The sequence below is a fragment of the Salinibius halmophilus genome (assembly GCF_003577475.1).
Lineage (GTDB): Bacteria > Pseudomonadota > Gammaproteobacteria > Pseudomonadales > Natronospirillaceae > Salinibius > Salinibius halmophilus.
Map to the genome: position 1 here is coordinate 21,188 of NZ_QPEP01000018.1, position 21,266 is coordinate 42,453.

The following is a 21,266-nucleotide window of genomic DNA, read 5'->3' on the forward strand; positions in this document are numbered from 1 at the left end:
AAGCCGTACAATATCAGCAATAGTTTAGCGGGTTCGCCCGGCAATTGGCATTAAGGTTACGAGAGCACACGTGAACTGGACAGCAAACGAGCTACCCCTATGGCTCACCATTATTACCTCTGTTGCATGGGCTGGAATATTTGTCGCTGCCATTGTGTGGGGCAACTGGCGTGAGTTGTTGGCAAATCATGCCCTGCAACATCGCATGCTAGGTGCTGCCGTATGTTTGTTAATGATTTGGTGGGCACGTGCTGGTGTATCCCCTGGCCTGCACCTGCACTTTATTGGCGTTACCGTGGTCACGCTGATGCTTGGCGGTAGGCGGGCCATTATTGCTATTAGCCTAGCGATGATTGGGCTGGTGTTGACTGGGCGTGAATGGTGGGGCGCAGTTGGCTTGACTGGTTTGCTTTATGGGTTGCTGCCCATTCTGGCCACTAAGATCGCCTTGTGGCTCACCAAAACCTACCTACCCAAACAGCCCTTTGGTTACATTATGATAGGCGGCTTTTTTGGCGCTGCCCTGAGTGTGCTGTTCTTAATGTTTGGCATCACTGTGGTGGTGCTAATTTTAGACTTGTACCGCTGGGATCAGCTAGTTGACCAACTTTGGATGTTGCTTCCTTTAATGGCCATACCCGAGGGCTTTATCAACGGTGTGGTGCTCTCGGGCATTGTGGTGTACTACCCAGATTGGTTGATTAGTTATAATGAAGAAGACTATTACCCAACCGATGATGACAACTAGTTAACCTGTCGTATCTAACAGTTTCTTGCGGGTTTGTACCTTGTAATAATTAGGGTTCACAACAAGGAGTCTGTTATGTCTAATTTGCAAAATACCTATCAAAAACGCAGTGGATGGTGGTGCTTGTTACTGCTACCACTGCATATTGTGCCAATCATCTTTCTTATTGCCGCTGCTGCCCAAGTTGCATTTGTGGGTGGCGATGTTGATAGCTACGAACCCGACTGGCTGCTCGTGTCACTGAGCTTGCCTTGGCTATTCTTTTGGGTCGTGGCGCTAATGTTATACCGCCAGCACGGTAGTATTTATGGGCCAGTGCCTAATGCACAGATCAGTCTTAGTTCAATTGTATTGGGCGTCCTGTTTGTTGGCATGTCGATAGGTATTTATTACTCAGTCTATGAGCTACTGCGGCCATTTATGCCAGAGGGGCTGGCGTCATATACCTTTGACGATACGCAAATCATTTCACCTGATATGCCAGCTTGGATCATTGTTGCCACGCTACTGGGCATTGTAGTGGTAGCACCCTTTGTTGAGGAAATTATCTTCCGCGGTATGGCCTTGTTTGGCATGGCTAAAAAGCTTGGCTTCTGGCCTGCGGCGGTGATTAGCTCATTGTTGTTTGGCTTATTGCATGGCGACATAATCGGTGCGTTTATTTTTGCAATGCTGTTGTGTTACATCACCTGGCAAGCGCAAACTTTGTGGCCGGCCATCATTGCCCATTTTGTTAACAACTTGCTTGCCGGTGTTGGCATGCTGCTAATGATGGGAGAGCCTGTGGAATATGACGTTGTCGAGCCTTGGATCGGCGGCATTATTATGCTGGTATCTTTGGTGGGGGCATTTTGGTTGAGCTACCGCATCACTAAAAAAACCGCCAAGCAAGCAAACGCATAGAGCACGTTATCAGTCGGCATTATCCAGATTAGCCGACATGAGTCTCGGCTACCCATGTTTCCCAAACCTTCGGTTTGTAAAACCTACGATGGTTTTGATTCCACCGTCGATACGGGTTGCCGTAGATTGCACGGCCGGTTCGGCCGTGCATATATTTTCGCAAATGATAATAATTCGTGTTAAATTTTGGCCATTGTGAAGGAGGCTCCAATGGCTCAACCAAAACCACGACTTGTTTATGTAGCACATTCTCAGCGGTTAACCCCGAATATGCATCGTTTGGTATTAGCTGGCCCTGAGCTAGCCGACTACCCAAACGATATCGCCTCGGGCTATATCAAACTTATGTTTAACGAAGCAGGCCAGCCTATTCGTAGCTTGAATGCGAAAGCAGAGGGCACAAAAATTAGCCTGCGCACCTATACCATTCGCGATTACGACCCAAAAGTGCCAAGCATTACCGTCGACTTCGCTATGCACGGTGAAGGGCAAGCCGAGGGCATTGCCAGCCGCTGGGCACGCACTTGCCAAGTAGGGGATGAAATTGTGATTGGCGGCCCTGGCCCTGCCAACATTGTTGACCTAGAAGCCGACTGGTTCTTCTTTGTAGGTGATATGACCTCGTTGCCTGCAATCAGCTGCAACCTCGAGCAGTTACCACCCGACGCCCAAGGCCATGCGGTCATTGAAGTGACCGATGTAAAAGACATTCAGCCATTAGATGTGCCAACAGGCATCAGTATCGACTGGGTCGTTAACGCTACACCTGGGCATCAATCTGAGCTGGTAGAGCGTACTAAAGAAAAAACTTGGTTAGAGGGTGTGCCACAAATTTGGGTGGCCTGCGAATTTAGCAACATGCGCGAGCTTCGCAAACACTTTAAAAGTTTTGGCGCCACCAAACAAAACCTGTATATCAGCAGCTACTGGAAGGCAGGTTTAGTGGAAGAAGCGCACAAGGAAGTTAAACGAGCTGATGCCGAAGCTGCCTAAATAGCAGTAAAAAAACCCTGATTTTTTATCAGGGTTTTTGCCTTTTTCACGGTTTTTTATTCGTAATTTAGCTATTTTTACGACCTTTTATATACAGGTCGAAAGCATCCCAAATTAATACGCGGCAACCCCTGTTACGCCATAAGCTTCACTACTGAAAATACACGCCTAGGCGAAGGCCCCAGCTTAAATATGCATCAAAGTGCCAACCGCTGTCGGCTTTATCCATGGCCTGGGTTCGTGTGTTGTATCCCTCTGGTGCTAGGGGTTCATAGAGCATACTCGCGGTTGGGCGGGTATATAGCTGCAAGCGTAACAAGTTGAATGCATGGGCTTGTATGCCGGTTTCGCCATAAATCGAGAAGCGCTTGGCGACTAGGCAGTGATCGCGGTTGTCGCCTTCTTGAATGCATGAATCGGTAAACGACCCGCCAAACCCTGCAAACCAATAGGGTGTGCTCGCAAGTAGCGCAATGCTGCCGCCAGCAAAGCCAAGGTCGCTCATCGCTGGGTCGTTGACGATCAGAGCGCTTACTCGAATATGCCCAGCGTTGTCTGCGCTGGATTGTGCCTCGTTAAAAGATATCTCGCCATAAGCTTCAAGCAAACTGAACCGCTCGCCAACTCCCTCACCACCCAAGCCAAAGTGTGCAGAGCAGCCTGCGCAGTCTTCCACTGGCTCTGGTGTTCGTTGTTCGGCTTCCAAGGCTACTAACTCGTCCATGCAATCGCTTATTGCGCAGGGCTCACTAATGACCGAATCCTTATAGCGATCAACATAAGCCTGATCTGCTTGTTCGTACTCTTGCTGCTGAGTGACTTCCGATTGATGCATCGTTGTGCAGCCTGCCAGCCATAGCAGGGGTAAAAGTATTAGGTACTTCATAGCCACATCCTTATTCACTTGTCGCCAAGTATACGGGTAAACGGCTGTGAGTCGTTGATGACAGCCAGCTGATTTATACTAGGCACAGCTGTATTCGATTTGGATTAATACAATGTTCACACTCGCTACTAAAAACCTAGTTCTACGCGACTTTCAGCCGGCTGATGTGGCTGCCTATCAGGTATTTACCGGAGAGCGAAAATATCAAAGGTTTTATAGCGAAGAAGACTGTGAACCAGCCAAAGCAGAGATGTTGGTTCATCTATTTAGCGACAGCACCAAGGTTCGGCCTCGCAGCATGTACCAAATGGCTATTACCTTAAAAGATACTGGCGAACTAATGGGTACAGTTGGCGTACGTTTAGAAGACCATCGCCAAGCATCTATGGGCGCGGGTGTAGCTCGAGCATTTCATGGCAAAGGTTATGCCCAAGAAGCAGGCCAAGCCATGCTGGACTTTGCTTTTAATGAGCTTGGTGTACATCGCGTTTATGCTGAAACCATCAGCAAAAACCGCGCGGCGATCATGTTATGCAAGCAGCTCGGTATGGTAGAAGAGGGAAGGTTTGTTGAGCACAAGTTCTTCAAAAACCAGTGGTGGGATACTGTAATTATGGCAACTCGACAGCCGTAACACTATCTGTCATTGCCCAGTCGACTGGGCAATCTAGCCACAGGTTAAAACCAGCATCACTCATTTAACCGTCGCGGTGTTATTACGATCACGGCTGCTGCGGATGAGCTCATCCCCTGCCGTCAGCGTCGCTAATTTAGACGTTCGGTCGTAAAGCAGAACGTTCACCGAAGCCGCTAGATTCAAGCAGCCAATCGTTGGTACATACACCACATGATCGGCTGCATCGACCATTGCCTGATCTAGGCTGCCATCTTCGGCGCCAAACACATATACGGCGTTTTCTGGATGCTCAAACTCTGGCAGAGGCGTTGCACCCTCCACTAAATCCACACACACCAATTGGTAACCTGCAGGCTTAGCGACAATGAAATTTTCCACAGGCGTTAACGGGATCTTATTGGTAGCGTTTTTAGTGTCGGTATGAAACCTGGCCGCCCGTTCATAGCGCTGGCCGGTATACATCACCTGCGTTGCTTGAAAACAACCCGCTGCCCGCATTACTGCCCCCACATTGGTTGGGCTTTTAGGGTTGGTTAACGCAATGATGGCAGGCATGATGTGAATCCAGTTCGTATAAAGCGATAATGGTAACATACGGGTGGTAATCGTAGGTTGCACGACTTGTCGGGCAACAAGATAGGCGTTACTGCTACCAAAACCGGTCACTCCCGCGCAGGCGGGAGCCTAGTTGGAATACTTTGTTTCCCAAACCTTCGGTTTGTAAAACCTACGAGCAACGCTTAGGGAGCACTCTTCATGGCTCGAATACACATCTTTCGCCACGGCCAAACACAATGGAATCTTGAAGGGCGTTTGCAAGGCCAGGCCGACTCACCATTAACTGAACTCGGCCAGCAGCAGGCAATCGAAGCACGCGAGAAAATTGCAGGTATTCAGTTTGATCACTTTATCTGCTCCACCGCCAACCGCACTAAACAAACCATCGATATTTTGCACCCAGAACACACGAACCTTGAGCACAATGCCGGTATTTCCGAAATGCACTTTGGTGACTGGGAAGGCATGAAAATGGCAGACTTAGCCGCGGCACATGAGTTGGATTATAAATATTTATTTCATCAACCTGAGTTTTTCACCAGCCCAAACGGGGAAAATTTCGACGAGCTCACTAGCCGTGGCATTAAAACACTCGCGAGTATCGTGCTCGCCCATAAGGGCAAAGAAGTTTTAGTAGTGAGCCATGCTGCCTGGATTAAAGCCACGCTCACGCGACTGATTGGCAAAAGTATCAGCCATATTTGGGATGAGCCATTCGCCCATAACCTAAGCCACAGTGTGGTGGAGCTGCATCGTGGGCAAATGTTTATCACCCAGTTTTGTGACCAGCCGTGGTCGCAACCCGGCCGATAAAAAACGGAGTGCGCTAACAGCGGGTGCTCGACAGGGTAAGCTGCGCTAAAATTGGCCTACCAACCAAAACAGGCATCAAAATGTTCTCAAAACACGCCATGCGCTGGAACGAACCGCGCGCTGCTAAAGAAATTCGCAACGGTAAGTACGAACCACTACAAAAACGATTATGGGTATCGCCACTTTATTTGTTAGGCGCTATGGTCGCACTCATTGCTTTTTCCGAGTTTCAAAAAGGCACCCTAAGCAACGTATGGCAACCAAGCGTGCTGCTCAGTTTGCTTGGTTTGTATCTCGCCCTGTGGGCACTGGCCGTAGCGGTTTATTCTATTCAATGGTTTTTGCCATTGCGCATAAAAGTAACCGAACACTACTTTCGCATGGAAAAGCTCGGCGCTCGCAAACTGTTTTGGGGCCATATTGAAAGCTTCAAAATCGACCCGCACCAATCCCCAAAAGTACTGAGCCTGAAGCTAAAAGGCCAATCACAGCCATTGTTGGTTTACCTCAACGACAAACTAGATGCGGGCCAGTTAGAAAAGCATTTGAATAAGTACATTAATGGCTAGTGTGCCGTGTTCTGCTAATTGCTTGTATTGAAGGCCGATGTGGTAGTGCTTCGTCTCAACAATGGTTACAAAAAAGGCGCCAAATGGCGCCTTGCATCGCTGGTTTCACCATCACTCGATGATAATGTTACGTTTTAGGTTCCAAACGCGAGCTTCCCACCATTTTTCCCCGATGAGCTCAACTTGATAGCTTTCGCCCGACTGGGCAAAAGTCGTTAGATCAACATCAATATGAGTTTGACCTCGTGTGTTGCGCCGCTCGTCTATAACGACGGCTCCATCTTGGTTAGTCACTCGCACAACAACGTTGTTAGTGTTGTTGATTCCTACCGCTATTTTTGCCTCTGTTGCAGGAATGAGCACAGATGGTTCAATAAATGGCACTGTCACTGACGGTGCATTATCGCTGGCGCGCTTCGCTAGTTCGCCAGTAATACGCTCAACTTGGTTATTGGCTCCGCGCAGGTCATCGAGGGTAAGGCCAACATCGATGTCCGCATAACAGCCTTCATCTTCAATTAACTGGTCCATGAACTTGCCTGTGCGCTGGATTTGGCCCCAAGATACTCGGAAGTCGTAACCTTCAGGAATTGGCAGCGCATACTCAGGCGCAACAAATTCAAGTACATCATATTCCCAAACATTGGCACCACCTGCACCGGTTCTTAGATCTTGGCCAAAAATAATGCCATTGCCAATGTCTTGAATTCCGCAGGTGAACAAGTCTGTCGCAGAGTAGCTCTCTGCATTCATTAAAACGCCGACTGGTTGGTAATAAGCTTGGCCTAGTTCATTTACGTCTTCATCCGTAGTGAAGTTGAATACTCGACTGTACTTGCCGGTGACACCCGTAAGCGAGTTGCCTATATTGGCAGGCCAGCCAGGGAGCGAGCCTATTAACTGAGTAAAGAGGACGTTGCTTGGGCTGTTGAGTACTTTAGCACGTGTGCCACGGGCGTCGTTTGGCCCAAAAAGTTGGCGTAGTTTATCCGATAGATCAATGCTGCCACCGCCGTTTTCTCGAACATCAAAAATTAGGCCGTCGGTATTCGCTAATTCAGTCAGCATAAGGAAGCGGATAATGTCGACCACCACGTCGATATCCAGCTCAGGTGAGAAGCTGGTTAACTTAATTACACCAAAATGGCCATCGTCATTGGTAAATGTGCCGAACGACAAATTACCCTCTGGTATATCAGTCCATAGCTCGACCGGTAGCTCTGAGCCTGATAGCCAGTCTTGGCGAATTTCGTTTTTAAGCTGCTGGCGCGGGTTGTTACTTTCAGCGGTGATTGCTTGTACGCTGTTGACCGTCGCTGGTTCTGGCGAAAGCACAAATGCGTACCATGGCAGAACAATATCGTAAACAGCGCCATCGGCTTTCTTAAGCGTCAGTGTTACGCTGTCGTTCTCTGGTAAGCCGTCTTGAAAAGCGTAAAAGAGCGTCATTTGCTCCAATGCGCGAATAAACCCACCAAATGCGTTGGCGCCTGCACCATCATTGATGAACTGCATTGCAGCCTGCTTAATAGGTACGCCATCATAAGCAACAACCTCGTCACCAATTTCCACCTGTGCCGCTGAGGCGGCAGGTAAAAGCTCTGGACGCAAACTATCCACCGCAACCTGAAAGCGGTTTTCAATATTTTGCACGCGCGTCATTGAAATGGGTAGCACTGCTGCCAGGACGTTGTTGTAGATAGGTGTGTTGAAGTTTAAATGTAAATCGCGCTGGGCATTAAAAATACGCTGCAACTCTGAGTTAAGCGCTTCTGTTGAAAGCTGAGTTACATCGATATTTTGTAATGCTGCGATAGGATCTAGATGATCATCATAAAAAGCAAACTTCTGGTCTAAATTGACATACTGCTTTTCAAACAACCAAATTGCTTGGTCTAACAATTGTTGCTTTTCTATATTGGAGAGTTCAGTGACCGTGTAGCCAATTCGAGCTTCATCTAATGGGACGAAAGTATTGGCATTGGCCGCAATAGTGGCAACGGTTATAGCGCCAGCGATAAGTGTTTTATTAAATAGCTTCATTTTATATTCCTTCCTTTGATTATTGCATCTCCATTTAGATGCTTGGATAGAGTGCACACTTTTTTGTGACAGAACAATTTATTGTTAAGTAATGTTGCGGGTAGTTAATTTTCTGTTAACCGAAAGGAAAAGCGTAAACGAGTTGGTCAGGCAAACGATTACTCGCATAATCGTCGCTCATCGCATCGGCCGATAGGGTGATTGATTTGGGAGAACAAGCAAGCTGAGCAAATAGTAACCATGCTTAGCATTGTATTGCTGTGGCGTTTGATAATATTGGAACTGTACTCTATTCAAAGCAAGGAGGAAGTATGAACAAAAACCTCGGAACGTTTTTAGCGGCTTCGGCTTTTATGTTCACGTTACCAGCTTTTTATTCGCTCACTGCTAGGTGGGTGGGCAGTGAGGAGCTTGTGCAAAAGAAAGATGCAGTAACCGTTCTGTTTGCATCGCTGATAGCATTCGTAATTTTACTTCTACTAGACTTCGTCGTTTCAACGCACTACCTCTTGTTCATGACTGGCGCATATGCAATCTATTTAGCGTTCTTGCTGTTCTATTATCTCTGCGTTAGACGCCGCGATTAACCATTTGGGAGGGTATGGCGGCAAACCCTTCATTACCACCTTGTATGCCTGTTGTTTTCTACAGTTCAGTCTAAATCAACAATTTGTAAGTATCATATTATCGCGCGGCTGCGGGAAGCAGTGCGCCTTACATCTGTGAATGGAGAAAAGAATGCTTAAATTACTTGCTGCAGCGGTTGCCGCTGCGCCAATGTTGGCAGCTGCTCAATCGCCGCTTCAAGCCGATGAGCGCGTAGTGGTTGGTGAGCTAGACAATGGCTTGGACTACTACATCCTGCCATTGCCAGCCAGCGAAGCCCGTCCAACAGTGGAGATGCGTTTGTATGTAAACGCCGGTTCGCTAGACGAAACCGACGAGCAACTTGGTTACGCCCACATTCTGGAGCACATGGCGTTCAATGGCTCAGAGAACTACAGCGAGAACGATGTTGTGCGCTTCTTTGAGCGGGCTGGCATGCAGTTTGGTGGCGACATTAACGCCTACACCACCTTTGGTGAAACGGTTTATCAGTTGTCTATTCCAAGTGACGACCGCGAGCTGGTATCCGAGGCCTATCAAGTGTTAGGTGATTGGGCCTATCGCTTAGATATTTCACCTGAAGAAGTAGAAAAAGAAATTGGCGTGGTGCTTGAAGAGTGGCAAATGCGCGGCACCGACGACTCGGTTGAGGCGCAGTGGCTAGAAGCTAACTTAGAGGGCACTAGCTGGGGCAATCGCCTTCCAATTGGCACGGAAGAATCTATTAAAGGTGTAACAGCCGAGGGGCTGCGCGATTACTACCAAACGCACTATCAGCCAGACCGCATGGCGGTATTGGTTATAGGTGATGTTTACCCTGAGCAAGCCGTGGCACGCATTACTGAAGAATTTGGCGACTTCAAAGATGTAAGCAACGTTGCACCTGCTTTGCCATCCGACAGCCTAGCAACACAAGGGCGCCCTTGGTTTAAGTTCAGCGACCAGAACGTTTCAAGTACCAGCATTGAGTTTGGCCGAATTTCACCAGAACCAAGCTACGCCGACCTGCAAGCTGAGTACGAAGCTAGCCTAACGGCGTTTGTACTAACTAATGCCGTTAATACGCGGTTTGCCGAAATCACCAATGCGTCAGGCTCGCCAGTTAGCAGCCTAGGTTTTGGCAGTGGCCCATATTTAGATGGCTTCATTTCCGACTCGCTTAGTGCGCAAGTAAAACAAGGTCGCTTAGCAGAAGCGGCCGTGCTGCTAGAGCGCGAGCGCATGCGGTTGTTAACGTTTGGCCTAACTCAGGCAGAAATTGATAACTCGCTTGCCGAAGTAACAGCCATGTACGAAAACTATATGAATATGTTGGCCAATGCGCCGGCCAATAGCTTTGTTGAAGGCTTGCTAAGTGCTGCACGTGATGAACGTACTTTAGTGCCGAGCATCGAAAGTGAGCTGGCAGTGTTGCAACAACTGGCCATTAGTGAAGCCGACGCCAAAGCATTCTTAACCAACTCATTAGCAGATGGCGGCTATACCCTGTTCCATCCAAAGGGTGAGCATGCCGAGGTAAATGCCGATCAATACTCGCGCTGGTTAACACAAGCTCGCAGCGAAGCGGTTGAACCATTTGCCGTGCAAGCCGGTTCGGCAGTCGCTGGCATGGCCTTCCCTGGCGATATTCTAGGGGCCGAAGAGCTCGCCCTAGAAAATGGCTACAAGCTAATGCTGGCTAACGGGCAAGAAGCTTGGTTGTTGCAAACCGATATTGAAAACAACAAGGTGCAACTACAGTTGCAACTAGCAGAAGGTCGTTTACAGCTACCGGATAACGTCATTCCTGCCGTAGATATGCTGCCTTACCTAATTAGTCAGCAGCCACGGTTAGGCTTCTCGGCTACCCAGTTGGATTCGGAAACTACCAAGCGCCAAGTGGATTGGGGCTTAGACATCGGCAGTTATAGCGGTTATGCGTATGTTGAGTTCCCAGTAGAAGAAGCGGCATTTGCAACAGAGCTGTTGCTCGACATTATTTACAACCCACTGCCAAATACCGAACGCTTGGCCGACGACATTGCTACGTACCAACAAGACTTCGCGGGTTTTGCTGCCACGGCAGATGGTCAGTATCGTCGCACCTACTCACAAGCCATGTGGGGCGAAACTAACCATGCTTGGGCAAACTTCGAGCTGGTTAACGCAGATACACTAGCGCAAGCCGCGCAGCTGCTGGCAAGTGATGCCAACTTATGGGCATTGGTTGGCGACATCGACGTAGAAAGCGGCGCGCAACTGCTGGCTAATTATGTAGCAGGCGCACCAGTGGTGAGCTTCCCGGCCCTAGCAGCACGCGAGCTAGCAACGCCATTTGGCACTGAGCAGGTAGTAAATGGCTCTACCGAAGAAGGTGCTGTGACCGAGCTTTTCCGCGCTGTGCCATTTGATATCGACACTGTAGTGGCCGACTTAGCAGTCAACATTGTTGATAAACGCATTATTGAAGATGTGCGCGAGTCGCAAAGCCTTATCTACAGTGCTTGGTCTTACTACTTCCAAGAAACTAATGAAGTATTTGGCCAAGACTTGGGTGCCATTGGTTGGACATCTGACCCAGGCCGTACCCAAGTTGTGCGCGATGCAATCAACAACAGCATTGCTGGTCTACTTGCCGAAGGTGTGAGTGAAGAGCAACTAGCAACGGCTAAGAGCCAGTTGATCAATGCCAATAAAGACTACTTCGCTTCCCTAAATGGCAAAATGGCACTGCTAACCAATGCATTCGACAACAAACAGGCACCATTAAGCCAAGCGCAAATGACCGCCGAAGTTGAAGCTGTGACCATCGAAGAGGTGGAAACCTATATCGAGGCATTATTCCAAGGCCCAGCTTACCAGCTAACCTTCCAGCCTTAATTGGCTTACTGCAAAGGCGGCATTTGCCGCCTTTTTTTTCCACTACTGCCAAGTGGTAATGGCAGCTATTTGTATGTTTTGCATACTACTTTTGAGACGTGCAAAGGTAGTAAAACAATGAAAAATATTCGCCCCCGCACAACCCGCCGTTTAAGAGTTGTGTCCCGTCGCTACGCGCCTGTAATTTTATGGCTGAGTTTGGCTGCGCTATTTATTTATGCCGTGGTCTTTGGCAGTTTTCAAAGTTGGTACATTTTGTTCACCGTGGTGCTTTTGGCGATGTTCACGCCAACACTAAGTGATTTCATCACCACCGACGCAAAGAAAAACCTATATCGAGACAAGTAGGTTTTCCAAACCAAAGGTTTGGGAAACAATAAATGCGGCGGTAATTGTGAGCACTATCTTCCTCATGTTAAGGACAACCCATGATTCGCTTTTGGAAAACTATCGCCTGGTTCTGCTTTGGCTTGGCTGTGTTGACGGGCGCACAAATAGCCCTGATGAATTATCAAACGTCACAAGCGTTAGATAACTGCCAGCGTGTAAAAATGGTAACGCTGTGGGACTATAAGTGCTTTGAATAGCCGAAGATATTAGGTCATAAGGACTTGTATGAGGATAATAAGCTTGGTTGCCACATTACTTTTATGTGGTTGCGCCAGTATCGAGCCTGCTCCAGCCCCCGAGGCTGAACTAGCCTAGGATTGGCGAGATGTTCAGAGCGAAGTATTTTTGTTACCAGTTGATACCAGCTCATCTTCTTATCAGTATGCTTTCAATTATTACCGCAAGCAGCTGCGAAAGCTGGACTTGGATAGCGATTACCTAGATAGTTTCGTTCACACCATACAGACTAACTAACCAAGGTAGCCTTGCTCATGACTCGAAAAATATTTGATGTGAATAACATTGCCGAAAGCGCGAAGGCAGAAGTGGGTGGCCGCCCACATCAATGGATTATTGATGAAGTGGAGCAGGCGCTACAGAGCAATGACTATTTAGTTGTAGGGATGAAGCAGAATCCATTTCCCAAGCAGGCGAAAAAGCTGCTGGAAGCCAAAGGGATTGAGTACAAGTATTTGGAATACGGCTCGTATTTTGGCCAATGGCAGGAGCGCTTGGCGCTGAAAATGTACTTTGGCTGGCCAACGTTTCCGATGGTGTTTGTGAAAGGGCAGCTCATTGGTGGTGCAAAAGAGTTGAAGGAGCTTTTGGGCTAGGTTTAAAAAACCGGAGGTTTGGGAAACATTGATCGGCGGTGATGTGTGTTAGCCGAATCAAAGATTCGTCAAACCTACTTCCCGCCTTCGCGGGAATGACTGGCTCGTCGTAGGTTTTCCAAACCAGAGGTTTGGGAAACATTGATTGCGGCGGTACATGTTGCCCGACGCAAAAATACGCGTCGTACAACCTACTCCTGATATCGCTTTAACCGGCCTGCCTCTGGCACCTTGGCAATAATGGTTGCCCGTATTGGTGCTGGGTGGCCTTCAACGGTTCGGTTTCTATCTTTTGGGTCGAGGTAGTCGGCTAACGATTTACCTGGCTTCCATTCGGTTGAGCGCTGCTCATCAAGCGCCGTTTGGTTGGTGTCTACTACGGTAGGGTCTTCAAACCCCATCTTGGTTAGCCAGCTGCATAGCGTCGCTGGCGTTGGTAAGAACCATACGTTATTCATTTTGGCGTAGCGGCCTTCTGGCACTAGGGCTTCGCCTAACTTACCCTCAATCACCATGGTTTCTAACACTAGTGTGCCACCCGGTTTTAGTGTACGGCGCAGCTCTTCTAGGTGGTCGAGTGGTGAGCGGCGGTGGTAGAGCACACCAAGCGAGAAGGTGAGGTCATGCGCTTGGGTGTTGTCTGGGTACTCTTCTAGCGTCATCGGCAGTACCGCAACACTCGGGTCTTGAATGTAATGGTTGGTTAGCAAAAACTGCGCAACTGGCAGTTTGCCTGGGTCGATGCCGGTAACCGTTTGCGCACCAGCAGCTTTCATCCGCCAACAGTGGTAACCATTGGCACAGCCCACATCCAAAATACGCAAGTCTTTAAGGTTTGGCAGGTGGGGGGCAATGCGTTGCCATTTCCAATCCGAGCGCCATTCGGTTTCGATATCGGTGCCAAATATTTCAAACGGGCCTTTACGCCACGGCATTAATGCTTGCAGGTGTGGCAGCATATCGATGGTTTGTGAGCTGCTGATTTGTACCGTGTCTTGGTCGATGTTGTAAGCAACGTCGTCAACTTCAGGTAATTCGGCCAACGCTTTTTTCCAGCGTGGTAAGTTGCCGTCGGTGGTATTTTTTAGCCAGTTTTTATCTAAAACGGTTTCTAGCTCTTCACGATGATGCTTTTTTAGCTGTTTGTGCAGCCGCAAATGGGCCACGTGTGCGGCAAATGGGTTTTCTATAGACATGTTATTTAATCGCAATCATCGAAGTGAAGTTAAAACATTGGAACCAGGTTTCCACTTGGCTAAAGCCAACATCGCGCAAGCGCTGGTGATGCTCGGGTAGGGTTTCGGTCACCAATACATCTTCAATGGACTGGCGCTTCTGGCTGATTTCTAGCTCGCTGTAGCCATTGGCACGTTTAAAGTCGAGTTGATGGCGCTCTAGTAAGTCTTGCTGCGCGGCGTCTGTGAAGGTCACTTTTTCCGATAAAATCAGCGCCGCACCAGGTAGCATGGCATCGTATATTTTTTGCAGCAGTGCTGTGCGGTCGGCCATGGGTACAAACTGCAGTGTGTAGTTCAGTACCGCTACGCTCATTGGCTGAAAATCAACGTTACGAATGTCGTTTTGCTCAAGCGTCACGGTTACCGCTTCTTCGTCGGTGCTATCAATCCAATCGCGCGCGCGGCGCAGCATGGCATCCGATGTATCAATACCAATAATCTCGCAGTTGGGTGCTTTAACATGATGGCGCATCGCTAACGTACTGGCGCCTAGCGAGCAACCTAGGTCGTATATTTTGCTATCCGGTTTGGCGTATTGGCCTGCCAATACCCCTGTAAGAGCGATAACATGGCTATAACCAGGCACCGAACGCTTGATCATGTCTGGGAAAACATGTGCCACCGTTTCGTCAAATTCAAACTTGCCAATATTGGCTTGTGGATGAGCAAAAATATCGTCTTTCATACTGGCCTCGCGCTACTTGCCATAGTTTACCGCACATTCACCCTAGGGTTGTAGCCAGCATAGTGAAATAGCCAAAGCGAGCTGTAATCAACGAACCGTGCAGCAACGAATGCTTGGGCTAATCTTAATCATACGTTTGCTTGTGAAGGTCAAAGGTAATGAACGAATTAACGGTAGCGCAGCGCTGGCAGCGGCGAATCGACAGAGTACACATGGTGGCAGTTGCCGGGTCTACCACTGTCGCTTTGCTAATGGGCTTGTTCACCAGTCAGTTGGGCGTGGCGTTACTGTTTGGCCTATCGATTTGCGCTTTTGCGGCGTTTGGGCGTTTCGCTATTAGGGGTAAATGGGCTTCCTACGTGTTGGTTGCAGCACTGCAAGCAACCGTGATGTTGCATGTGCATTTGATGCAAGGGGGCGCTGCTTACCACTTCGGCTTCTTCGTTGCATTGGCTTTTGCACTCGCTTACCGAAATATTTGGCCAATATTGGTCAGTGCGGAGGTGGTGGCCGTGCATCACATATTGTTCAATTGGTTACAAAGCACAGGATCACCAATTTATGTATTTAGTATGCCTTCGTGGACCATGGTGTTCATTCATGCTGCTTATGTGGTAGTGGAAGCTGCTTTTCTAATTTATATGGCGAGCTTGCTGAAAAGGCAGGCAGATACATCAGATGGCGTGGCAACGGTAGTGGGGCAAGTGACGAAAGGAAAAGCGCTAAACCTATCTGTACGTAGTGATGGCTCTACCAAAATATTGCAACGCTTCAATACCATGATGGAAGAGCTAGAAGCAGCAATTTCAGCTGCCAAGACTTCGGTTTCGGCATCGGCAACACAAGTGCCTCAACTAACCTCCTTATCTAAATCATTACAGGGCTCATCAGAGCAACAAGAACATTTAGTAGGAGAGATTAGTCGTCAAACCGCTGAGCTTTCCGAAATGGTAGAGCGTTTCTCGCAAGCTGGTGGCAATAGTCTTAGTGCGACGGAAAGTGCGGCCAGCTTTAACGATGAGAGCCAAAAGCTATTGAAAAAGTCTGATGCAGCGACTCAAAAGTCGAATCGTGAACTGCAAGTATTAGCCGAGGTGGTGGCGCAGCTAGATGTGCAATGTGATGATATTGCCAAGGTCGTTGAAATTATTCATGGCATTGCGGAGCAAACCAACTTGCTGGCACTTAATGCTGCCATCGAGGCTGCACGTGCTGGCGAGCAGGGTCGAGGCTTTGCTGTCGTCGCAGATGAAGTTCGCAATTTGGCTCAGCGCACGCAAGACTCAACCGGCGAGATTGGTAGCATTGTTGATGAACTACGCCGCAAAAGCACCGAGGCAGTGGATCGTACAACCGAGGTTCAGCAGTCGGTGTCTGCAGCCAGTGACAATAGTGAACAGTTGGTGAGCAATATGTCTGACCTTGCTGTTCAGCTGCAAGCTAGTCATTCGGCAGTGCAAGACATAGTTTCTTCGCTCTCCCAACTTACCGATATTGCTGGTCACTTTAATAATGAAGCGACTCAATTAACGGACTTTGCAACCGAAATGCAGGGGCAACTGTTAGCAATGCAATCTCAACTTGAAGGCTGGTTGCCAAGTATTGAAGCGGCTGACCATGCTTTGCAAAAGTTTGATTAATGCTCTTGCCCCAGTTTTGAATAGAAGAGTTGTTATTTCACACCATTGCGTTAATTTGATGAGCAAGTAACCAAGGATGTTAATTATGCTGATCAGAAGCCTTCGCTTTTGGGCGACTATTTTCGCGGTGCTGGCAACGGCAAATTTGGCTATGAAACACTGGCTAATTATTGCAGCGGTAGTGGCCGAAGGTGAGCCTGTGGGTGCAGAGCTGCTGCGCTTTTATAGCTTTTTCACCCATTGGGCAAACATACTCTGTTGCATATTTTTTATCGGGTTGGCTTTGCCCTCTGGCAAACTTCATAAACTGGCCCGCCTACCTGGGGTTCGCTCAGCCTTAACGGTTTATATGACGGTTGTGGCGATTGTTTACCACGCCTTGCTAGCAGACTTATGGGACCCACAGGGGCTTACTTACGTTGCTGACCTTATGTTCCACACTCTGGTTCCAGCTGCGGTGTTTGCCATTTGGTTGCTTGCTGGTGAAACAGCCCGCATCGCATACAAAACGGTTCTTTGGTTTATTGCCCTGCCATTTATTTATCTTGTCTACTCGCTCGTTCGTGGTGCGTTTAGCAACTACTACCCTTACTTCTTTTTGGATGTGAACGACCTTGGCTACCAAGGTGTGGCAATCAGCTCATTAGCTTTGTTGATCGCCTTTTTGGGCCTAGGCTTCTTGTTTGCTGCACTCGCTAACCTGCGCTACCGAGCGAGGAGGGATGAAGCTTGAAAGTGTTGCCTCTGAGCGACGCAAAACGCCTTGAGTTAAATAACAATCATTTGCAATTAAAGAGATAGTGGTTATCATTCGCCCTCGTTTCAATTTTAAGTACACGAGGGACTATGAAAGTCATTATCGCTTTATTTTCAGTACTGCTAACACTGGCGGTGAGTGCTCAAACTCGCACCATTATTGATGACGCTGGCCGTGAGGTCGTCATTCCTTTGCAAGCCGAGCGTGTTATCTCGCAAAACGACAATCGTTTAACCATCCCGCTAATTGAACTTGGGGTAAGCGTGGTTGGTTCATCGGGTCGAGTAAGCGATGCGGGTGTACCTTTCATGCGCTCAGTTCCAGAACTAACTGGTGTTACGTTTGAAAACTCTGATATTGAGTTTATTGGCACCTATGCAGATTTGGATGTTGAGCTGATCACAACGCTGCAGCCAGATTTAATCGTGACCACGCGTGATGACCAAGTTGCCCTATTAGAAAAAATTGCACCAACTATTGTGTTCCATGCCAATGCCTACAGCATTAAAGAGGGTATGGCCAAGCTTGCCAACTGGGTTGGACGCACTGCTGAGCTACAACGATTAGAAGACAACTATCAGCGCCAACTAGCAAACAGCAAAATGCACATTGCAGAGCTGGGTGATATCCGCACTAACGTGATTTTTTCGTTCCCAGCAGGGGATGCCGTCTACGTATACAAAACACTGGGTGCCACAACGGAAGCCTTAGCTGATTTAGGCATTGCGCAATCCGATACCGTGCAACAGTTTCCAGACCGTCGCACATCAATCGCCGCCGAGGCCATCACAGATATCGACGCTGACTTTGTCATCAACTTTTTTGACAACAAGCCAGAGGCGACTGCCGCGCGTGTGCGTGAAGGGCTAGATAACTTTATGCCGCGTTGGTGCGACGTGTTGCATGCTTGCAAAAACAAGCAGTTCTTGTTCTTTCCATATGCCAGTTATGGTTATGGCTACAACGCGCTTAGTCTTAACTTAGATTTGCTCACCACTCACATTGCTGGTCGTGATTTTACCCCACGACCGTAATAAGCAAATTTTACTATTGTTACTATGCTCGCCTAAATTGTGGCGAATCTTTGATTGACGTAGCGCATCGCATCTTCGGTGCGCAACTTTAAGGGTTCGCCTTTGGTAGGTAGTAATGTAAACGAGTCGTATGGCTTAAGTTGGGTTTGGCTCCAGTTACGAAACCCGCCGAGTGACACCTTGCGTTTGAAGTCATAACTAATGCAAAGCCCTTGGTGTAAACCACTCAGTTTATGCCTGATTCTGCTTGCCCAGTCATCGGCAAGTGTTGGTAGGTTCATCAAGCTTTCACTGGTGACTAAATAGGCTTCATTTTCGTCATCAATATGTACCCAGCACTCGCCTAAGCGGCTGGTTGGCACTGGTTTTATTTTAATCCAATCCGGTAGATAGTCATGCAGCATGCCAATGGCTCCACTTCGAGCTAGTCCTAAGCGGCTAGTGAAAATTTTACTTACCGGATCTGCGCCCCATACGTATGCACTCGGATATGATTGGCGCCAGGCTACCAAGCCAGATAAATAGCCAGCACTTGCTGCTAGTAAATCTAGCTGTTTTGCCGAAACAATAATTTCCTTCGCTGCAGAAAGTGAGTGTTCACTAGGGTTGTAGATTAAGTAATGATCGGCTTTGTAACGGATGATGTAGGTGTTTCGTGGCAGGCTTTCTTGGTCATCAATAGCTTGCCAAATAGACTTACTTAACGCTTGAAAGTGGTTGCTCATCTGCGTCTTCTCCTTGTGATATGCGAACCGCAATCTAAGACTGAGGCCCGTGAAAGACGCAGGCACTTTGCCATGGCGCTGGCGCTTTAGGTGTTCCGCTTTCGTTGTTATGTGAACTACAATGTTAATAGCTAAAAGGGGCGTGTATATGGGCAAACTGAAGCAAGCATTGTATATCGGATTAGGTTGCCTATTTGTGGCAGTTGGCGCGATAGGGGTATTCGTTCCCGTTCTGCCATCAACTGTGTTTTTTATTATTGCCTTCGCTTTTTTTACTCGCTCTTCCAACAAACTGTCTAATTGGCTTTATCATCACCCGGTTTTTGGCACGCACCTAAGGGCGTGGCAACAAGATAGAATTATTCCATTAAAAGCAAAGTGGCTTGCTAGCATTATGATGAGCTTCAGCGTGCTGATTCTGCTGCTTACCGGCGTGCCTATCATCTGGGTAGGCTTGGTTGTGGTGTGTTTGCTGCTTGTAGCAGGCTATATATGGCACTGCCCGCATGCCAAGCGAGCAGTGCCGCAGCCTTTGGATGAGCCGCGCTAGCTTTTACTCTGCTTCGCTAGGCGCTTTTGGTTTTATCAACAGAGGCTAGGTTTGTATAGGCCAACCAATTGATACGTTGTGATCTTTGCTAAACCTTAATAAATCTTAGACAATACGCGGCAAATTTTTTCTCGCCGAGTGAATGTTCATGTCGCAATTTCAACAAGAAGTCGATAAGCGTCGCACCTTTGCGATCATATCGCACCCCGATGCGGGTAAAACCACCATTACCGAAAAGGTACTGTTGTTCGGACAAGCTTTGCAAACCGCTGGTACGGTTAAAGGCCGTGGTAGCAACCAGCATGCTAAGTCTGACTGGATGGCGATGGAAAAAGACCGTGGTATCTCGATTACTACCTCGGTCATGCAGTTCCCATTTCGCGACAAGCTAGTGAACCTATTGGATACCCCAGGTCACGAAGACTTCTCGGAAGATACTTACCGCACACTTACGGCTGTAGACAGTTGTTTGATGGTGATCGACTCTGCCAAAGGTGTGGAGGACCGCACAATCAAACTGATGGAAGTCACACGTCTTCGTGATACGCCGATTATCACCTTTATGAACAAGCTCGACCGTGATATCCGTGATCCAATCGAGTTGATGGACGAAGTAGAAAACGTTCTTAACATCGCTTGTGCGCCGATCACTTGGCCAATTGGTTCGGGTAAGAACTTCAAAGGCGTTTACCACCTGCTGCGCGACAAAATCTATCTGTATGAAACGGGCCAAGGCCACACCATTCAAGAAGAAAAGGTGGTTGATGGCTTAGACAATCCTGAGCTTGATGAGCGCATTGGTGATTTTGCCGATGATCTGCGCATGGAGATTGAACTATTAAAAGGCGCGGCTAACGAATTTGATTCGGAGTTGTTCCTTGATGGCCAGCTTACGCCGGTATTCTTCGGTACGGCATTGGGCAACTTTGGTGTGGACCACATGTTGGATGGTCTGTGCGACTGGGCGCCTAAACCACAATCACGCGAAGGCGATCCGATTGGTGAAGTATCGCCAGAAGATGAAAAATTCTCTGGGTTTGTATTTAAGATTCAAGCCAACATGGACCCTAAGCACCGTGACCGTGTGGCTTTCTTGCGTGTGGTATCGGGCAAATACGAAAAAGGCATGAAGATGCGCCAAGCGCGTATTGGCAAAGATGTTCGAATTAGTGATGCATTGACCTTCTTAGCGGGCGACCGTGCCGCCGTAGAAGAAGCCTATCCTGGCGATATTATTGGTTTGCATAACCATGGCACCATTCAAATTGGTGATACCTTTACCTGGGGTGACGAGTTCCGCTTCACCGGTATTCCAAACTTTGCGCCAGAATTGTTTCGCCGTATTCGCCTAAAAGACCCGCTAAAACAGAAGCAGCTTTTAAAAGGTCTGATTCAGTTATCGGAAGAGGGTGCTGTACAAGTATTCCGTCCACTGCGTAACAACGACCTAATTGTAGGTGCCGTTGGTACCCTGCAGTTTGACGTGGTAGCACAGCGCTTGAAAGACGAGTACAAGGTAGAGGCTATGTATGAGCCGATCTCGGTTTCTACGGCACGCTGGGTCGCTTGTGACGATTCTGTAAAGCTTTCGGCCTTCGAGAAAAAGGCATATGACAATTTAGCACTGGATGGATCGGACAATTTAACCTATATTGCGCCGACTTTGGTGAACCTGAACCTAACCCAGGAACGTCATCCAGAGATTGAATTCCGCAAAACTCGAGAGCACGGTTGATCAATGCTTGTACAAGGGGTGTGAATGCTGTATGCTTCGCGCCCTTAACAACTTGATCTCCCCC

At 48.2% G+C, this 21,266-nt stretch carries 22 protein-coding genes; 16 read left to right on the plus strand and 6 right to left on the minus strand.

What is annotated here, in order from left to right:
- Positions 1 to 70 precede the first annotated feature (70 nt).
- The 3 genes from DUW71_RS17165 (at position 71) to DUW71_RS17175 (ending at position 2,644) form a co-directional block, all read left to right on the plus strand.
- Entirely contained in the window at positions 71 to 748 is a 678-nt protein-coding gene (locus tag DUW71_RS17165) for an energy-coupling factor ABC transporter permease (RefSeq protein WP_119396507.1), read from the plus strand.
- Positions 749 to 823: 75 nt separating this feature from the next.
- A complete protein-coding gene (locus tag DUW71_RS17170; RefSeq protein WP_119396508.1) occupies positions 824 to 1,651 on the plus strand; it encodes a CPBP family intramembrane glutamic endopeptidase in 828 nt (275 codons plus the stop codon).
- Positions 1,652 to 1,861: 210 nt separating this feature from the next.
- Complete coding sequence (locus DUW71_RS17175) at positions 1,862 to 2,644, plus strand: siderophore-interacting protein (RefSeq protein WP_119396509.1); 783 nt, start codon at positions 1,862 to 1,864, stop codon at positions 2,642 to 2,644.
- Between the two features lie 151 nt (positions 2,645 to 2,795).
- On the opposite strand, the gene DUW71_RS17180 is transcribed toward DUW71_RS17175, so the two are convergent.
- A complete protein-coding gene (locus DUW71_RS17180) occupies positions 2,796 to 3,530 on the minus strand; it encodes a hypothetical protein (RefSeq protein WP_119396510.1) in 735 nt (244 codons plus the stop codon).
- A 112-nt stretch (positions 3,531 to 3,642) separates the two neighbouring features.
- Between DUW71_RS17180 and DUW71_RS17185 the strand changes: the two genes are divergently transcribed.
- The gene (locus DUW71_RS17185) at positions 3,643 to 4,164 is read left to right on the plus strand and encodes a GNAT family N-acetyltransferase (protein WP_119396511.1); all 522 of its coding nucleotides are present in this window, start codon (positions 3,643 to 3,645) and stop codon (positions 4,162 to 4,164) included.
- Positions 4,165 to 4,224: 60 nt separating this feature from the next.
- On the opposite strand, the gene DUW71_RS17190 is transcribed toward DUW71_RS17185, so the two are convergent.
- A complete protein-coding gene (locus tag DUW71_RS17190; RefSeq protein ID WP_119396534.1) occupies positions 4,225 to 4,722 on the minus strand; it encodes an RNA methyltransferase in 498 nt (165 codons plus the stop codon).
- 201 nt (positions 4,723 to 4,923) lie between these two features.
- Between DUW71_RS17190 and DUW71_RS17195 the strand changes: the two genes are divergently transcribed.
- Together DUW71_RS17195 and DUW71_RS17200 are read left to right on the plus strand one after the other, a co-directional pair.
- Positions 4,924 to 5,538 (plus strand): histidine phosphatase family protein, encoded by a 615-nt coding sequence (locus tag DUW71_RS17195; protein ID WP_119396512.1) that lies wholly within the window; start codon positions 4,924 to 4,926, stop codon positions 5,536 to 5,538.
- 80 nt (positions 5,539 to 5,618) lie between these two features.
- Complete coding sequence (locus DUW71_RS17200) at positions 5,619 to 6,107, plus strand: hypothetical protein (protein ID WP_158584238.1); 489 nt, start codon at positions 5,619 to 5,621, stop codon at positions 6,105 to 6,107.
- A 111-nt stretch (positions 6,108 to 6,218) separates the two neighbouring features.
- Here the strand turns inward: DUW71_RS17200 and DUW71_RS17205 are convergent, their stop codons facing one another.
- On the minus strand, positions 6,219 to 8,150 hold the full coding sequence (locus DUW71_RS17205; protein WP_119396514.1) for a S41 family peptidase: 1,932 nt from the start codon (positions 8,148 to 8,150) through the stop codon (positions 6,219 to 6,221).
- A 311-nt stretch (positions 8,151 to 8,461) separates the two neighbouring features.
- Between DUW71_RS17205 and DUW71_RS17210 the strand changes: the two genes are divergently transcribed.
- The 5 genes from DUW71_RS17210 to DUW71_RS17225 all read left to right on the plus strand — a co-directional run bounded on the left by DUW71_RS17210 (position 8,462) and on the right by DUW71_RS17225 (position 12,838).
- Positions 8,462 to 8,737: a hypothetical protein gene (locus DUW71_RS17210; RefSeq protein WP_119396515.1), complete on the plus strand. Its 276-nt coding sequence runs from the start codon at positions 8,462 to 8,464 to the stop codon at positions 8,735 to 8,737.
- A 151-nt stretch (positions 8,738 to 8,888) separates the two neighbouring features.
- On the plus strand, positions 8,889 to 11,615 hold the full coding sequence (locus DUW71_RS17215) for a M16 family metallopeptidase (protein WP_158584240.1): 2,727 nt from the start codon (positions 8,889 to 8,891) through the stop codon (positions 11,613 to 11,615).
- Between the two features lie 117 nt (positions 11,616 to 11,732).
- Positions 11,733 to 11,963, plus strand: a complete 231-nt coding sequence (locus DUW71_RS17220) for a hypothetical protein (RefSeq protein WP_158584242.1) — start codon at positions 11,733 to 11,735, stop codon at positions 11,961 to 11,963.
- Positions 11,964 to 12,043: 80 nt separating this feature from the next.
- Complete coding sequence (locus tag DUW71_RS17630) at positions 12,044 to 12,202, plus strand: hypothetical protein (RefSeq protein WP_158584244.1); 159 nt, start codon at positions 12,044 to 12,046, stop codon at positions 12,200 to 12,202.
- Between the two features lie 294 nt (positions 12,203 to 12,496).
- Complete coding sequence (locus DUW71_RS17225) at positions 12,497 to 12,838, plus strand: glutaredoxin (protein WP_119396518.1); 342 nt, start codon at positions 12,497 to 12,499, stop codon at positions 12,836 to 12,838.
- Between the two features lie 191 nt (positions 12,839 to 13,029).
- Here the strand turns inward: DUW71_RS17225 and cmoB are convergent, their stop codons facing one another.
- Both cmoB and cmoA read right to left on the minus strand, forming a co-directional pair.
- Positions 13,030 to 14,034, minus strand: coding sequence for a tRNA 5-methoxyuridine(34)/uridine 5-oxyacetic acid(34) synthase CmoB (cmoB, locus tag DUW71_RS17230; protein ID WP_119396519.1), 1,005 nt, complete (start codon positions 14,032 to 14,034; stop codon positions 13,030 to 13,032).
- Between the two features lies 1 nt (position 14,035).
- The gene (gene cmoA / locus DUW71_RS17235) at positions 14,036 to 14,761 is read right to left on the minus strand and encodes a carboxy-S-adenosyl-L-methionine synthase CmoA (RefSeq protein WP_119396520.1); all 726 of its coding nucleotides are present in this window, start codon (positions 14,759 to 14,761) and stop codon (positions 14,036 to 14,038) included.
- 158 nt (positions 14,762 to 14,919) lie between these two features.
- Between cmoA and DUW71_RS17240 the strand changes: the two genes are divergently transcribed.
- The 3 genes from DUW71_RS17240 (at position 14,920) to DUW71_RS17250 (ending at position 18,192) form a co-directional block, all read left to right on the plus strand.
- The gene (locus DUW71_RS17240) at positions 14,920 to 16,401 is read left to right on the plus strand and encodes a methyl-accepting chemotaxis protein (RefSeq protein ID WP_119396521.1); all 1,482 of its coding nucleotides are present in this window, start codon (positions 14,920 to 14,922) and stop codon (positions 16,399 to 16,401) included.
- An 85-nt stretch (positions 16,402 to 16,486) separates the two neighbouring features.
- Positions 16,487 to 17,134: a Pr6Pr family membrane protein gene (locus DUW71_RS17245; protein WP_119396522.1), complete on the plus strand. Its 648-nt coding sequence runs from the start codon at positions 16,487 to 16,489 to the stop codon at positions 17,132 to 17,134.
- 113 nt (positions 17,135 to 17,247) lie between these two features.
- Positions 17,248 to 18,192, plus strand: a complete 945-nt coding sequence (locus DUW71_RS17250; RefSeq protein ID WP_119396523.1) for an ABC transporter substrate-binding protein — start codon at positions 17,248 to 17,250, stop codon at positions 18,190 to 18,192.
- Positions 18,193 to 18,224: 32 nt separating this feature from the next.
- Here DUW71_RS17250 and DUW71_RS17255 read toward each other — a convergent pair whose 3' ends face one another.
- Positions 18,225 to 18,917: a hypothetical protein gene (locus DUW71_RS17255; RefSeq protein WP_119396524.1), complete on the minus strand. Its 693-nt coding sequence runs from the start codon at positions 18,915 to 18,917 to the stop codon at positions 18,225 to 18,227.
- Positions 18,918 to 19,065: 148 nt separating this feature from the next.
- Between DUW71_RS17255 and DUW71_RS17260 the strand changes: the two genes are divergently transcribed.
- Both DUW71_RS17260 and prfC read left to right on the plus strand, forming a co-directional pair.
- Positions 19,066 to 19,467, plus strand: a complete 402-nt coding sequence (locus tag DUW71_RS17260; protein ID WP_119396525.1) for a YbaN family protein — start codon at positions 19,066 to 19,068, stop codon at positions 19,465 to 19,467.
- A gap of 142 nt (positions 19,468 to 19,609) precedes the next feature.
- Positions 19,610 to 21,202 (plus strand): peptide chain release factor 3, encoded by a 1,593-nt coding sequence (gene prfC / locus DUW71_RS17265; protein WP_407690501.1) that lies wholly within the window; start codon positions 19,610 to 19,612, stop codon positions 21,200 to 21,202.
- Positions 21,203 to 21,266 lie beyond the last annotated feature (64 nt).

What these genes read in the sequence shown, in the direction of transcription:
- DUW71_RS17200 (WP_158584238.1), top strand. Translation starts at nt 5,619, where the DNA reads ATGTTCTCAAAACACGCCATGCGCTGGAACGAACCGCGCGCTGCTAAA.
- DUW71_RS17215 (WP_158584240.1), top strand. Translation starts at nt 8,889, where the DNA reads ATGCTTAAATTACTTGCTGCAGCGGTTGCCGCTGCGCCAATGTTGGCA.
- DUW71_RS17175 (WP_119396509.1), top strand. Translation starts at nt 1,862, where the DNA reads ATGGCTCAACCAAAACCACGACTTGTTTATGTAGCACATTCTCAGCGG.
- DUW71_RS17205 (WP_119396514.1), bottom strand. Translation starts at nt 8,150, where the DNA reads ATGAAGCTATTTAATAAAACACTTATCGCTGGCGCTATAACCGTTGCC.
- DUW71_RS17225 (WP_119396518.1), top strand. Translation starts at nt 12,497, where the DNA reads ATGACTCGAAAAATATTTGATGTGAATAACATTGCCGAAAGCGCGAAG.
- prfC (WP_407690501.1), top strand. Translation starts at nt 19,610, where the DNA reads ATGTTCATGTCGCAATTTCAACAAGAAGTCGATAAGCGTCGCACCTTT.
- DUW71_RS17185 (WP_119396511.1), top strand. Translation starts at nt 3,643, where the DNA reads ATGTTCACACTCGCTACTAAAAACCTAGTTCTACGCGACTTTCAGCCG.
- DUW71_RS17180 (WP_119396510.1), bottom strand. Translation starts at nt 3,530, where the DNA reads ATGAAGTACCTAATACTTTTACCCCTGCTATGGCTGGCAGGCTGCACA.
- DUW71_RS17260 (WP_119396525.1), top strand. Translation starts at nt 19,066, where the DNA reads ATGGGCAAACTGAAGCAAGCATTGTATATCGGATTAGGTTGCCTATTT.
- DUW71_RS17240 (WP_119396521.1), top strand. Translation starts at nt 14,920, where the DNA reads ATGAACGAATTAACGGTAGCGCAGCGCTGGCAGCGGCGAATCGACAGA.
- DUW71_RS17220 (WP_158584242.1), top strand. Translation starts at nt 11,733, where the DNA reads ATGAAAAATATTCGCCCCCGCACAACCCGCCGTTTAAGAGTTGTGTCC.
- cmoA (WP_119396520.1), bottom strand. Translation starts at nt 14,761, where the DNA reads ATGAAAGACGATATTTTTGCTCATCCACAAGCCAATATTGGCAAGTTT.
- DUW71_RS17250 (WP_119396523.1), top strand. Translation starts at nt 17,248, where the DNA reads ATGAAAGTCATTATCGCTTTATTTTCAGTACTGCTAACACTGGCGGTG.
- DUW71_RS17170 (WP_119396508.1), top strand. Translation starts at nt 824, where the DNA reads ATGTCTAATTTGCAAAATACCTATCAAAAACGCAGTGGATGGTGGTGC.
- DUW71_RS17195 (WP_119396512.1), top strand. Translation starts at nt 4,924, where the DNA reads ATGGCTCGAATACACATCTTTCGCCACGGCCAAACACAATGGAATCTT.
- cmoB (WP_119396519.1), bottom strand. Translation starts at nt 14,034, where the DNA reads ATGTCTATAGAAAACCCATTTGCCGCACACGTGGCCCATTTGCGGCTG.
- DUW71_RS17630 (WP_158584244.1), top strand. Translation starts at nt 12,044, where the DNA reads ATGATTCGCTTTTGGAAAACTATCGCCTGGTTCTGCTTTGGCTTGGCT.
- DUW71_RS17245 (WP_119396522.1), top strand. Translation starts at nt 16,487, where the DNA reads ATGCTGATCAGAAGCCTTCGCTTTTGGGCGACTATTTTCGCGGTGCTG.
- DUW71_RS17210 (WP_119396515.1), top strand. Translation starts at nt 8,462, where the DNA reads ATGAACAAAAACCTCGGAACGTTTTTAGCGGCTTCGGCTTTTATGTTC.
- DUW71_RS17190 (WP_119396534.1), bottom strand. Translation starts at nt 4,722, where the DNA reads ATGCCTGCCATCATTGCGTTAACCAACCCTAAAAGCCCAACCAATGTG.
- DUW71_RS17255 (WP_119396524.1), bottom strand. Translation starts at nt 18,917, where the DNA reads ATGAGCAACCACTTTCAAGCGTTAAGTAAGTCTATTTGGCAAGCTATT.